Here is a 12,597-nt window from a genome sequence, read left to right on the forward strand (position 1 = left end):
CCCGATCACTCGATGAGGGACAGGATCCGGTCGTAGTACGCCCCGAAGTCCTGGTCGGAGCGCGACCGGGGGCGTTCGACATCGATGGCGACGATCTCGCGGACCCGCCCGGGTTCCTTGGCCATCACGACGACGCGGTCGGCCAGTTTGACGGCTTCTTCGACGTCGTGGGTGACAAAGAGGACGGTCTTGCCCGTCTCCGACCAGATGTCGAGCAGTTCGTCCTGGAGCATCTTCTTGGTCTGGGCGTCGACGGCCCCGAACGGTTCGTCCATCAGCAGGAGGCCGGGGTCGACCGCGAGCGCGCGGGCGAGCGCGACCCGCTGTTTCATCCCGCCCGAGAGGTCCCGCGGGTACCTGTCGCCGAAGCCGTCGAGGCCCACGAGGTCGAGCAGCGCGTCGACGCGCCGGCGCCGGTCGGCTTCGGGGACGCCCTGTTTCTCCATACCGAAGGCGACGTTGCCGGCGACGGTGCGCCACGGGAAGAGGTGGTACTCCTGGAAGACCAGGCCCAGGTCGGGGCCGGGCCCGTCGACTCGGTCGCCGTCGAGGAAGACGCCGCCCGTGGTCGCTGCTTCCAGCCCCGCGATGATACGGAACAGCGTGGTCTTCCCACAGCCGGAGGGGCCGACGATACAGACGAACTCGCCGGGCTCGACCTCGACGGAGACGTCGTCCAGTGCCTGCACGGGCCCGTTCCCGCTCGACCCGGGGTAGCGCTTGCCCACGCCGTCGATGCGGACGCGGGGGGTCTCGTCCGGACCGAGGCCGGCGTCGGTCAGCGCCACGCCAGAACCCTCCGCTGGACCGCCCGGAAGGAGACGTCGACGATCAGGAAGAGCAGACTCAACACCAGGATGTAGGTGATGACGACGTCGACCTGGAGGTTGTTCGAGGCGCGCAGGATGCGCCGGCCGATGCCGGGGACGCCGAATATCTCGGAGGCGACGACGAGCATCCAGCAGCGGCCGATGCCGGTCCGGATGCCGGTCGAGATCTCGGGGAGCGCGGCCGGGATGACGACCGCACGGATCTGCTCGACGTCGCCCTGGACGCCGAGGCTGCGCGCGACGTCGAGCAGGTCCTCGGAGACCCCCTCGACGCCGCCGTAGGTGGCGTAGAAGTTGATCCAGAACGCGCCGACGGCGATGATGAACGCCGCGCCCGCGTGGTTGATGCCCAGCCACGCGATGGCGAAGCCGATGAGCGCTAGCGGCGGCACCGGCCGGAGGACGCGCACGACGGGCGCGGTGACGTCGTCCAACAGCGGACTCCAGGCGAGCGCGATACCGGTGGCGACGCCCGCGGCGGTGCCGACGACGGCCCCCGGGATCCAGTGGAGGATGCTGTTGCCGAGCGCCGTCGCCATCCCGCCCGAGGTAGCCTCCTCGAAAAACGTCGCCGCGACGGCGACGGGCGAGGGGAGGACGTACGACGGCTGGACGAGCGAGACGGCAAACCAGAGGCCGACGAACGCGGCGACCCCGACGACGCCGCGCAGTGCGCGCCGCCCGTCGAGGCCCCCGAACGGGTCGCCGCTCTCCTCGGACCGCTCTACTGTCTCTCCGACGTCGATAGCCATGCTCGTACCCCTCCTACAGGCTCTCGTAGGCGCCGTAGTCGAATATCTCCTCCAGCGCCAACTGCGACTCTATCTGTCCGTTTTGGGCAGCGAACTGGGAGAATATCTCCGTCCCGTTCTCGATCTCCCGCGGGTCGGTCACGAAGTTCGAGAGCGGTCCCTGGAGCGCCGAGAGCGCCTGGTCGGCGGGCATCCCGATGCCCGTCTCGACGATGTCGGCGGTCCGTTCGGGGTTGTTCTGGATGAACTCCGTCGCGCGGACGTGCTGTTCGAGGAACTGGGTGGCCACGGTCGAGTCGCGGACGTCGTCGCTCATCAGCGTCACCGCGGCCGGCTGGCCGGGCATGACGTCGCCAGCGAGCCTGAACACCTGGACCGGCGCGTCGGCCGCTTCGGCCCGGGTCGGGACCGGTTCCATGATGGAGGACCCGTCGATCTCGCCGTTGGCGATGGCCTGGAAGACGGCGTTGGCCCCGTTGATCTCGACGATGTCGACCTGCGAGGTGTCGACCTCCGCTTGCTGGAGCCAGTAGCGCAGCAACACGTCGGGGACCGACCCCTGCGGGAAGGTCCCGAAACGGAACTTCCGGCCCTTCTCCTCGCGCCAGACCGAGAACGCGTCGGCCCCGTGGTCCTCCCACAGCGCCTGGAGGTCCTCGTGGGCCATGATTGCCATCGGTTCCTTGATGTTGGCCGCCGTGACCTTCGCCGGGATGCCCCGGTCGATGACGATCATCGAGGGGACGATGCCGAACATCGCCACGTCGAGTTCGCCGCCGCCGTAGGCCTGGACGATGGCCGGGCCGTCGGTGAACTCGCGGGCGTCGATGGTCGCGTCGACGTCGTCGAAGTACCCCTCCTGGTCCATCACGAAGTACTGGAGGTCCGGGAAGATGGGCATGTACGCGAGGGTCACCTCGTCGCTCCCGCCCAGCCCGAGACATCCGGTGAGACCCACCGTCGCGGTGGTACCGGCACCGGCCAGAAACGCGCGCCTCGAGACGCTTGCTGTGTTGTCTGCCATTGACTGGAGCTAGCGGTGGCGCCGTTTATCCGGACGGTCGGGGGCAAGGACTTCGACAATCGGGAACGACGCGGGGAGGGTGAACTGGTGGGTAATCCCCCCGTTCCGGCCACTCGAGGGCGTCTCGGCTCGAGCGGGCCGTCCCAGGTAGTGGACCTATTTGCCGGTAAACGCCACAATTCAAGTCAGAGGACCGACGAGATGCCGGTTTCAGGTTACGTCGAGGTTACCGGCCGTGACGGCGATTGCCGCCGTCACTCCTCGAGGGTCGTCGTGGTTCGCACGTCGGCCGCGGACCGGCCGACCTCGACGGTGTAGGTCCCCGGGTCGACGGTCCACCCGTCGTCGGGGTCGTACCGGGACCTGGAGAGGTCGGCGAGGTCGACGGCGACGGTCCGTGACTCGCCCGCGTCAAGTTCGACGGCGGCGGCCCCGGCGAACTCGCGGACCGGCCGGTCGACGCCCTCGACCTGTGGTGGACGGACGTAGGTCTGGACGACCTCCCGCCCGCGGCGGTCAGAGACGTTCTCGACGGTGACCGAGACCGTCTCGCCGTCGACCGACGCCGGGCCGTACTCGAAGGTCGCGTAGGAGTGGCCGTGACCGAACGGGTAGGTGGGCTCGGCGTCGGTGGCGTCGAAGTGGCGGTAGCCGACGAAGACGCCCTCGTCGTAGGTGGCCACGCCGTCGACGCCGGGGAACCGCCGTTCCTCGCTCGTGGGGTAGGCCGCCTCGGGGGCGAAGGTGACCGGGAGGCGCCCGCCGGGGTCGCTGTCGCCGTAGAGCACCGACGCGACGGCGTCGCCGTCGGCCTGTCCGGGGTACCAGGCCTCGAGGACGGCGGCGACGTCCTCGCGCCAGGGCGTCTCGACGGGACCGCCCGAGCGCGCGACGACGACGGTCCGGTCGTTCGCGGCGGCGACGGCCTCGACCAGTTCGTCCTGGCGGCCGGGGAGCGAAAGCGAGTCGCGGTCCCGCGCCTCCGTTGTCGTGTCCCGGACGAACACCACCGCGGCGTCGGCGGCCTCGGCGGCGGCGACGGCGTTCTCCAGCGACGGCTCCGTGTCCGGCGCCTCCGTCTCGGGTTCCTCGCGCCCGCCCTCGACGAACGGCAGGAGGTCGAACAGCGAGACGTCCTCGATCTCGGGGACGCCGCGGGCGACGGTCACCTCGCCGTCCGCCCGGGCCCGGACGCCCTCGACGGGGGTCACCGAGTGGAACGGCGTGGTCTCGGAGGACCCGCCGCCGCCGACCTTCGCCTCGTAGACGTGCGGGCCGACGACGGCGACGTCGGCCCCGTCGTCGAGCGGCAGGACGCCGTCGTTCTCGAGCAGGACCGTCCCGCGGGTTGCGACGCGCTTCGCGAGGTCGCGGTGTCGCTGGCTGTCGAGTTCCCCCTCGCCGCGCTCGCCGTCGAGGTGACCGGTCCGCGAGAACTGTCCGAGGACCCGCCGGACCATGTCGTCGAGACGCTCGGCGGGCACCTCGCCGGCCTCGATGGCCGCCGCCAGCGGGTCGCCGAACAGGCCGGCGTGGGTGGCGTCCGGGATGCCGTCGGGCCACTCGACGTCCGCGAGGTCCTCGTCGGGCGCGGCCGGGACGCCGGGCATCTCCATGTCGAGGCCCGCGTTCGCCGCGCCGACGGTGGTCTCCAGGCCGTACCAGTCCGAGACGACGTAGCCCGAAAAGTCCCACTCGCCTTTGAGCACGTCGCCCACGAGGCGCCCGTGGTCGCTCATGTGGGTCCCGTTGACCCGGTTGTAGGCGGTCATCACCGACCCCGCGCCGGCCTCGACGGCCGCCCGGAACGGCGGGAGGTAGAGTTCGCGCAGCGTCCGTTCGTCGACATCGGCGCTGACGGTCGTCCGGTGGGTCTCCTGGTTGTTGGCGACGTAGTGTTTCACGGTCGCGACAACGTCCTCGGACTCGATGCCCGAGACGAGCGACGAACCCACCGAACTCGCCAGCACGGGGTCCTCCGAGAGGTACTCGAAGTTCCGGCCACAGTGGGGCACCCGGACGACGTTCACGCCGGGCGCGAGCAGCGCGTCCTGGTCCAGCGCCGTCGCCTCGCGCGCCATCGCGGCGCCCTGCTCGCGAGCCAGGCCGGGATCGAACGTCGCTGCCGTCGCCAGCGAGGCCGGGAAGGCCGTCGCTCGCTTTCCTTCGGCGCGGATGCCCAGTGGTCCGTCGACGAGCCGGATGGGCGGAATCCCGAGCCGGTCGACGCCCGGCAGGTAGCCCGTCGCGGTGCCATCGGGGTCGACGGCCCCGTGGACGAGCGAGCGTTTCTCCGCGGGGGTGAGCGCCTGCACGGGGGCCTCGACCCCGTCCGTGTCAGTCATATCTCGACCGCCGACCCGCGCGGATATAGGCGTTGGGTACGCGTCGTTTATCCCCCCGCCCCACGACGGTATCGTATGACCGACGCCGGCACCATCCACCCGGAGACGACCGTCGGCCGGGTCGCACTCACCGTCGCCGACCTGGACGGGGTCGCCACCTTCTACGAGACGGTCGTCGGCCTCGTCGTCCACGACCGGACCGACGCGCGGGTCGTCCTCGGCGACGGGACGACGCCGCTGCTCGAACTCGTGGCCGCCCCGGACCGGCCCGAACGGGGCCGCGACGAGGCCGGCCTGTTCCACGTCGCCGTCCGCGTCCCCACGCGAGCGGCGCTCGGCGCGGCACTGGAGCGCGTCGAAGCCGGCGCGCGCCTCGACGGGGCGTCCGACCACCACGTCAGCGAGGCACTCTACCTCTCGGACCCGGAGGGCAACGGCGTCGAGATATACCGCGACCGGCCGCGTGACGAGTGGCCCGAGCGCCCCGACGGCCGGGTCCAGATGGACACGCTCCCCCTGTCGCTGGACGGGCTGCGCGCCGAGAGCGACGGCGGCGGCCGGGCCCCCGTGGGGACCGACGTCGGTCACGTCCATCTCGAGGTGACTGACCTCGAGGCTGCGCGCTCGTTCTACGTCGACACGCTCGGGCTGTCCCTCCGGCAGGAGATGCAGGGAGCGCTGTTCGTCGCCGCCGGCGACTACCACCACCACCTGGGCCTGAACTCCTGGCGACGACGGACCGCGCCACAGCGCGGGCGGGGGCTGGCGTGGTTCGAGCTCCGCGTTCCCGACGCGGCGGCCCTCACGGCGGTCAGGGAGCGACTCGAAGCGGCGGGCCTGGCGGTGGCAGATCGAGACGACGGCATCGCCGTGACGGCCCCGGACGCCGTCTCGCTTCGCCTCCGGGCGGTCGAGTGACCCACTCCCCTGGCACGGACCAGAGGAAACGACTCAAGAGCGTCGGGCCGGTACGGACGGTATGACCGCAACTGACAGCGACGTGTCCCCGGAGGCGAACTGAATGTCGGGTCCGCATCAGGATCAGCCCCTCGTCACGGCGGGGACGCCGCTGGCGGACGCCCGCGCCGCCGCGATTCTGGTCCACGGACGGGGCGCGACGGCCCGCAGCATCGTCCAGATGGGCACGGAGGTCCACCAGGACGGCCTGGCGTTGCTCGCCCCGCAGGCGGCCCGGAACACGTGGTATCCCCAGTCGTTCCTGGCGCCCGTCGAGCAGAACGAACCGGGCCGCTCGTCCGGCCTGCAGGCGATTCGGGACGCCCTCGAGGACGTCGAGGCGGCTGGCATCGACCCCGAGCGGGTGATGCTGCTCGGGTTCTCCCAGGGCGCCTGTCTCGCCAGCGAGTTCGTCGCGCGCAACCCGCGCCGCTACGGCGCGCTCGTGGTGCTGAGCGGTGGCCTCATCGGCGAGTCGGTCGACCCCGACGACTACGAGGGCGACCTCGAGGGGACGCCGGTGTTCGTCGGGTGTAGCGACGTCGACCCCCACATCCCGCTCGAGCGGGTGCAGGTAACGACCGAGGTGTTCGAGCGACTGGGCGTCGACGTCGACGAGCGCATCTACGAGGGAATGGGCCACGGCATCAATGAGGACGAGCTTGAGTACGTCGCGGAACTCGTCGTCGACCTGGTGGGCGGGGAGTGAGGCGCCGGGAACGGTCCACCCCGTCGACGTCACGGCAGGGGACCGGCCTGCCGTAGTAGTATATAACTGTTGGGGCGGTCGTGTGTGGGTACCGGCCCCTCACCGCGAGGTTTTGTCGCTGGCACGACCAGTAGGTGTATGGACACGAAACGCCGGACCTTCCTGCGCGCGCTCGGTGCCGCAGGCGTGGCCGGCCTCGCCGGCTGTACCGGAACCGGGGGCTCGGGGGGGCCCGCGGCCACCGAGACCGAGGGCGGCGGGACGGCAACGACGAGTGCCGGTGAGGCGACGACGATCAGCGCGGACGATGCCCGGCCGCCGACGGTCGACCGGCGCCTGTTCCTGGGCCACGACGTCGAGACGATTCGAAGCGAGATCACGAGCGGCGGCGTCCCGAAAGACGGCATCCCGGCCATCGACGACCCGCAGTTCGGGCCCGCCGAGGAGGCGGCGCTGGACCCGGGCGACCCGGTATTCGGGGCCGTCCGCGACGGCGAGGCGAAGGCCTACCCCCAGTCGATACTCGTCTGGCACGAGATCGTCAACGACGTGCTCGGCGGGGACCCGGTGGCGGTCACCTACTGTCCGCTGACCGGCACCGCCCAGGGCTTCGAGCGGGGACCGGTCGAGTTCGGGACGTCGGGCGACCTTGTCAACTCCAACCTGGTGATGTACGACCGCGGGACGGACAGCCGGTGGCCCCAGGTGACCGGCACCGCCGTCGAGGGCCCGCTGGTGGGCCAGTCGCTCCGGGAGTTCCGGGTCGTCTGGACCACCTGGGAGCACTGGCGGGCGGTCTACCCCGACACGGTGGTCCTGACCGACGAGACTGGCTTTTCGCGGCGCTACGGGTCGGACCCCTACGGCCAGTACAACCCGGAGCGGGGCTACTACGCCAACGACCGGACCATCTTCTCGCCGCTGGTGAGCGACGACCGAAATCGACCGAAGGACGTCGTCATCGGCACCCGGACGACGGAGGGCGCACTCTCGTTCGACAAGAAGTCGCTGCTGGACGAGCGCGTATTGGGCGGGGCCATCGGCGAGACGGAGTACGTCGCTGTCGCCGACCCGGCCCTCGAGACGGGCTACGTCTACGAGACCAGCGACGGCCTGACGGTCGCGGCCGCCGGCGACGGCTACCGCGTCGACGGCGAGACCTACGCCGCCGCCGAACTCCCGCTCGACCGGACGCTCGCGTTCGACGGCATGTGGTTCGCGTGGGCGGGCTTCTACCCGGAGAGCTTCCCTATGTCGAATGAGAGGTCCAAAGAGGGCCCGACCGTCGCCGACCGCACTGCGCGACTGCTGGGCAACACCGTCGTCGCCATCCGGGGCGCGCTGTCGCGCCGCGACGGACGGGGCGCGTTCCTCCTCGCCGCGGCGGTCTACGTGGTGGTCTACCTGTACGGCCTCTCGCACCCTGGGTACCGGCCCGTGGGGCTTCGAGCTCTCGGTCGTCGAGAACCCGCTGACGCGGGCGTTCCGCCCGGTCGGCCCCTTCCAGTGGGAGCCCGTCGGCCTGCTCGTCGTCGGCCCGGTCGAACTGCTCGTCGCGCCGCTGAACCTCGCGCTCGGGGGCATGCTGGCCGCCCTGGTCGGCCTGAACTTCGCCGTCTCGCTGGTCGCCTGGCGCGGACCGAAGGCCTGCCGCATCGGCCCGGGCGCTGGCGCGGCAGCCGGGATTCCGGGGCTGCTCTCGGGCGTGGTCTGCTGTGGGCCGACCATCCTGCTGATCGTCGGCGTCCAGGCGAGTGCCGGCGTCCTGACGGTGTTCCAGTGGCTCCTCCCCATCGCCGTCGTGGCCCTGCTGGGGACGCTGCTGTGGGTCGGGACGAACGTTCAACCGGAAGCCGTCTAGGCGCGTCGTCCGCGGGGTGTCACTCGACGTCCGCCAACGTGCCGAAGTCGTCGACGGGGACGACGGAGTAGTCGATGTTCAGCGTGTCTTTCGTCGCGCGGATCTTGCCCACGAACGACGAGATCTCCTCTAAGTCACCCTCGAGGACGAACAGTTCCATACAGCGGTGTTCCCCGACGTGGCTGTGGAAGTTCGAGGCGACGATGCCCTCGTGTTCGTGCCGGAGGTGCATCATCTTCTCCTCGACGCTCGTGGTCTCGTAGTCGAACAGGACGGTGACGATGCCCATCAGCTTCCGCCCCTCGAGGCGCTTGTCCTCGAACTCGCCCAGCAGGTTCCGGCTGGCCTCCCTGATGATCTCGCTGCGGCCGGTGTAGCCGTGTTCGTCGGCGAACTCGTCGATGCGCTCGAGCAACGATTCGGGCATCGAGACGCTGACAACGGTCATGTATTAACGGGAGGGGGTTGAACTATTAAGGATTATCGAACTCCGGTGGTCGCCGCGAGACGCCCCCTCGCCCTCCGGGGAAAGCTTATAATCGGATAGTCTGACCAGCTTCACAGTATGACTGCGAACGTCGTGACGGACGTCAACCGCCCGTACGTCCCGGGAGACGGGGCGAAACTGACCGCGGAGATAGAGGTCGACCCGGGCCGACGGGCGGGGCGTCCGACGCGACAGCTTGCGCTGTGTATCGACTCGAGCGGGTCGATGGCCGGCGACGACATCCAGCAGGCCCGCGACGGGGCCGAGTGGGTGTTCGGCCTGCTCGAGGACGACGACTACGTCGCCATCGTCACGTTCGACACCGAGGTCGAGACGGTGCTGGGCGCGACGCGCTGGGGCGACATCTCCCGTGACGAGGCCCTCGACCGCGTGGCGAACGTCACGGCGGGCGGCGGGACAGACATCTACCGCGGCCTGGTCGCGGCTCGCGACGCCTTGCACCACCTTCCGGCAGACGACCAGACCGCGCGGCGCATCCTCTTTCTGTCCGACGGGAAAGACCAGAGCCACGGCGAGGCCGAGTTCCAGACGCTGGCCCGTGCCATCGACGAGGACGGCATCCGCATCAGGTCGGCCGGCATCGGGTCGGACTACCGTAAAGAGACCATCCGGACGCTGGGCGAGACGGCCCGCGGCGAGTGGACCCACCTCGAGTCGGCCGGCGACATCGAGTCGTTCTTCGGCGACGCCGTCGAGGCAGCCGGGACCCTCGTCGCGCCCGACGCGTCGCTCGAACTGGACGTGGCCGACGGCGTCGAGGTCAGCGAGGTGTACCGCGCGGTGCCACAGACCCAGCAGGTCGACGTCGAGTGGGCGGGCAACGCGACGGAGATTCCGCTTCCGGACCTGCTGGAACGAGAGGCCCAGCGCGTCGTCCTGAAGATCCACGCGCCCCCTCGCGAGGTCGGACAGACGGTGACCCTCGCCGACGTGACGCTTTCGGCCCGCGGCGAGACAGCACACGGTGCCATCGAGGTGGCGTACACCGACGACCCCGAGCAACTCGCCGTCCACAACGAGGGCGTCGACATCGACCACCGACAGACGGTCATCAAGACCGAACTCGGCAAGGGCAACGTCGCCGAGGCCCAGACCCAGGTCGAGAAGATGACCAAGGTTCACGGCGCGGACACGCAGGCGGTCAAGTCCGCCGAGCGCGAGACCCGGATCGTCGCCGAGGGCGGCCGGGCCGAGGAGAGCGAGGCGACGAAGATCGTGACCGACGAGGGGCTCCAGCAGTGACCGGTCCCACCGCACGTCGACGACACCCGACGGCGGGTTCGGGCGAGTGTCGACGCCAGTGACCCATGACCTGGGAACCCGAGCCGGGCGACGTCATCGCGGACCGCTACGACCTCCAGGAGTTCCTGGGCAAGGGCGGGTTCGCGAAGGCCTACCGGGCCACGGACCGGGCGACGGGCGACAACGTCGTGCTGAAACACCCCAACTACACGGAGTCCCAGAACGACCCCGACGTCATCGAGGCGTACTTCCGGAAGGAGGCCGAGTCGCTCCTGAAGATTCGGGAGGCGGGTGGCCACGAGAACGTCATGGACCTCTACGACCAGGTGACCGAGCGCGACGTTCCCTTCCTGGTCGTCGAACTGGTCGCCGGCGGCATCGAACTCGACGAGGTCATCGACCGCCACGGCCCCATCGAGGACACCGACCAGGTCCGGCAAATCGGCATCGACCTCTCGGACGCGATGGGCTTCCTCCACGAACACGAGATCGTCTACCGCGACCTGAAACCCGAGAACGTGATGCTCACGTCAGACATCACGCCGACGCTCATCGACTTCAACACGGCGACGGGGTTCGACGCCGCTGGCGACCCGTCGACGGGCAACTCCGGGACGACCATCCTGGGGCCGTTCAAGCCCCGCGAGGTCGCCGAGGCCAGTCGGACCGACGTCCGCCAGGGGCCCTGGTCCGACGTCTACTCCATCGGGAAGATCCTCCTCTTTCTCCTGAAGGGGAGCGTCCCGAAGAAGGACGGTGTCGACCCGCGGGACTTCGGGGCCGACTGCGAGGACTACCTGGCCGAAATCGTCGAGCGGGCCACCCAGACGGACTACCGGGACCGCTACCGGAACGCGACGGTCCTGAAGGAGGTGCTCCAGACCCGCGACCCCGAACCGCCGGCGCGGGCCTCTGTCCGGTACGTCCAGGCCGACGAGCGGTTCACCGTCGAACCCGGCGACACCATCGGCCGGCAGGGGGCACGTGGCCCGTCGGCCTCCATCGCCATCGACGACCCGCAGGGCGAGTACATATCGTCGGTCCAGGTCCAGTTCGACACCGCGGACGGCGACTGGCACCTCCACGACCGGAGCCTCAACGGGACCTTCGTCCAGCAGGGACGGGGCTGGCAGCGGGTCCTCTGTGCGGCGGGGCGGGAACGCCTGCGAGACGAGGGCGAGGACCCCACCGACCGGCACGGGCGGGTCCCCCCGGAGTCGGTCCGCCTGCACGACGGCGACCTGGTGTCGCTCGTCCACCCCACCTACGGCGTCACGTTCGAGTTCCATCCGGAGACATGACCATGCGATACAGCACCAACTACGACATCGGCGAGCGGAAGCGCGGACGGGGAATCAACGAGGATAGCGTGGCTCTGACCGTCTTCGAGGAGGGGCACCGCGAGGGCTACCGCGAGGGGACCCGCGACGACGGGCGGCCGACGAACCGCTCGGCGGCGGCGTTCGTCCTCGCGGACGGGGCCGGCGGCCACGACGCGGGCGACGCGGCGTCCTACATCGCGACGACGAGCGTCGCCGAACGCCTGGCGCCGGTGGCGATACGCGCGGCCCGGCGCCACCCCGACCAGTTCGACGTGGACGTCGACCGGTCGGTTCTCCCCGACGCCCGCGGCGAGGAAGGCATCCAGGCCGCCGTCGAGGATGCCATCGTCGAGGCCCACCGGGACGTCATCCGGTACGCTGCGGCCGCCGGCACCCAGTCGTACACTACCGTCGTCGCCGGCGTCTACGCCGACGGCGCCCTCCACTACGGCTGGGTCGGCGACAGTCGGGCCTACGTCGTCAACGAGGCCCGCGAGACCATCGACCGGCTGACCCGGGACCACTCCGTGGTCCAGGACCGGGCGGACGGGGGCGAACTCGACGCCGTGGCGGCTCACGTCCACCCCGACGGCAACCAGATAACCCGCGCGCTGGGCGGGTCTGGCTACGAGGACCCCGCGGAGGCGTCTGTGGAGGTCGACACCCGGAGCGTCCGCCTGTACGCCGAAGACACCCTGGTGGTGACCAGCGACGGTCTCGTCGACGCCCAGACGGACGCCCCCGACCTGTACGACGAGTACGTCGCGTCCGGTCGGTCTGCGGCGGTCGCAGAGCGCGTCCGGGAGGCCGTCGTCACCGACGCCGAGATTCGGGACGTCGCGCTCGAGGCGACCACGCTCGACGCGGCCGCCCGCGAGTACGTCTCGCTGGCCAACGACCGGGGCGGCAAGGACAATGTCTCCGTCCTCCTGTTCGAGGACCCGGTGCTCCCGGCTACGCCCGAATCCGGCGGCCTGCCGGTCCGTGCCGTCGACTCCGACCTCGACGTCCGGGACCGGGACACCGTCGTCGTGACCGATAACTGAG

At 70.3% G+C, this 12,597-nt stretch carries 11 protein-coding genes; 6 read left to right on the plus strand and 5 right to left on the minus strand.

Annotated elements, in window-relative coordinates; all coding sequences use genetic code 11:
• Window positions 1-5 precede the first annotated feature (5 nt).
• The 4 genes from P1K88_RS08785 to P1K88_RS08800 all read right to left on the minus strand — a co-directional run bounded on the left by P1K88_RS08785 (window position 6) and on the right by P1K88_RS08800 (window position 4,951).
• Window positions 6-788, minus strand: coding sequence for an ABC transporter ATP-binding protein (locus P1K88_RS08785; protein WP_276414077.1), 783 nt, complete (start codon window positions 786-788; stop codon window positions 6-8).
• Window positions 779-1,582, minus strand: coding sequence for an ABC transporter permease (locus P1K88_RS08790; protein ID WP_276414078.1), 804 nt, complete (start codon window positions 1,580-1,582; stop codon window positions 779-781). The genes P1K88_RS08785 and P1K88_RS08790 overlap by 10 nt, the downstream gene beginning before the upstream one ends.
• Window positions 1,583-1,595: 13 nt before the next feature.
• Window positions 1,596-2,606: an ABC transporter substrate-binding protein gene (locus tag P1K88_RS08795; RefSeq protein WP_276414079.1), complete on the minus strand. Its 1,011-nt coding sequence runs from the start codon at window positions 2,604-2,606 to the stop codon at window positions 1,596-1,598.
• 254 nt (window positions 2,607-2,860) lie between these two features.
• Window positions 2,861-4,951 carry a beta-glucosidase family protein gene (locus P1K88_RS08800; protein ID WP_276414080.1) on the minus strand — a complete coding sequence of 697 codons (2,091 nt, stop codon included), beginning with the start codon at window positions 4,949-4,951 and terminating at the stop codon, window positions 2,861-2,863.
• A 75-nt stretch (window positions 4,952-5,026) separates the two neighbouring features.
• Between P1K88_RS08800 and P1K88_RS08805 the strand changes: the two genes are divergently transcribed.
• From P1K88_RS08805 to P1K88_RS08815, 3 genes are all read left to right on the plus strand, one after another.
• Window positions 5,027-5,869, plus strand: a complete 843-nt coding sequence (locus tag P1K88_RS08805) for a VOC family protein (RefSeq protein WP_276414081.1) — start codon at window positions 5,027-5,029, stop codon at window positions 5,867-5,869.
• Window positions 5,870-5,972: 103 nt separating this feature from the next.
• A complete protein-coding gene (locus tag P1K88_RS08810) occupies window positions 5,973-6,617 on the plus strand; it encodes an alpha/beta hydrolase (protein WP_276414082.1) in 645 nt (214 codons plus the stop codon).
• 138 nt (window positions 6,618-6,755) lie between these two features.
• Window positions 6,756-8,549: a DUF3179 domain-containing protein gene (locus tag P1K88_RS08815; RefSeq protein ID WP_276414083.1), complete on the plus strand. Its 1,794-nt coding sequence runs from the start codon at window positions 6,756-6,758 to the stop codon at window positions 8,547-8,549.
• Here P1K88_RS08815 and P1K88_RS08820 read toward each other — a convergent pair.
• Window positions 8,498-8,926, minus strand: a complete 429-nt coding sequence (locus tag P1K88_RS08820) for a CopG family ribbon-helix-helix protein (RefSeq protein ID WP_276414084.1) — start codon at window positions 8,924-8,926, stop codon at window positions 8,498-8,500. The genes P1K88_RS08815 and P1K88_RS08820 overlap by 52 nt on opposite strands.
• 117 nt (window positions 8,927-9,043) lie before the next feature.
• Here P1K88_RS08820 and P1K88_RS08825 point away from each other — a divergent pair, with 117 nt between their 5' ends.
• The 3 genes from P1K88_RS08825 (at window position 9,044) to P1K88_RS08835 (ending at window position 12,596) form a co-directional block, all read left to right on the plus strand.
• Window positions 9,044-10,228, plus strand: coding sequence for a vWA domain-containing protein (locus P1K88_RS08825; RefSeq protein WP_276414085.1), 1,185 nt, complete (start codon window positions 9,044-9,046; stop codon window positions 10,226-10,228).
• Between the two features lie 65 nt (window positions 10,229-10,293).
• Window positions 10,294-11,529: a protein kinase domain-containing protein gene (locus P1K88_RS08830; protein WP_276414086.1), complete on the plus strand. Its 1,236-nt coding sequence runs from the start codon at window positions 10,294-10,296 to the stop codon at window positions 11,527-11,529.
• Window positions 11,530-11,531: 2 nt separating this feature from the next.
• Window positions 11,532-12,596 carry a PP2C family protein-serine/threonine phosphatase gene (locus P1K88_RS08835; protein WP_276414133.1) on the plus strand — a complete coding sequence of 355 codons (1,065 nt, stop codon included), beginning with the start codon at window positions 11,532-11,534 and terminating at the stop codon, window positions 12,594-12,596.
• The last annotated feature ends 1 nt before the right edge of the window (window position 12,597 follow it).

The sequence above is a fragment of the Haloarcula halobia genome, from assembly GCF_029338255.1.
Taxonomy (GTDB): Archaea; Halobacteriota; Halobacteria; order Halobacteriales; family Haloarculaceae; genus Haloarcula; species Haloarcula halobia.

Coding starts and splice junctions, on each gene's coding strand:
- P1K88_RS08790 (WP_276414078.1), bottom strand. CDS start 1,582: ATGGCTATCGACGTCGGAGAGACAGTAGAGCGGTCCGAGGAGAGCGGC.
- P1K88_RS08825 (WP_276414085.1), top strand. CDS start 9,044: ATGACTGCGAACGTCGTGACGGACGTCAACCGCCCGTACGTCCCGGGA.
- P1K88_RS08820 (WP_276414084.1), bottom strand. CDS start 8,926: ATGACCGTTGTCAGCGTCTCGATGCCCGAATCGTTGCTCGAGCGCATC.
- P1K88_RS08830 (WP_276414086.1), top strand. CDS start 10,294: ATGACCTGGGAACCCGAGCCGGGCGACGTCATCGCGGACCGCTACGAC.
- P1K88_RS08835 (WP_276414133.1), top strand. CDS start 11,532: ATGCGATACAGCACCAACTACGACATCGGCGAGCGGAAGCGCGGACGG.
- P1K88_RS08800 (WP_276414080.1), bottom strand. CDS start 4,951: ATGACTGACACGGACGGGGTCGAGGCCCCCGTGCAGGCGCTCACCCCC.
- P1K88_RS08815 (WP_276414083.1), top strand. CDS start 6,756: ATGGACACGAAACGCCGGACCTTCCTGCGCGCGCTCGGTGCCGCAGGC.
- P1K88_RS08795 (WP_276414079.1), bottom strand. CDS start 2,606: ATGGCAGACAACACAGCAAGCGTCTCGAGGCGCGCGTTTCTGGCCGGT.
- P1K88_RS08810 (WP_276414082.1), top strand. CDS start 5,973: ATGTCGGGTCCGCATCAGGATCAGCCCCTCGTCACGGCGGGGACGCCG.
- P1K88_RS08805 (WP_276414081.1), top strand. CDS start 5,027: ATGACCGACGCCGGCACCATCCACCCGGAGACGACCGTCGGCCGGGTC.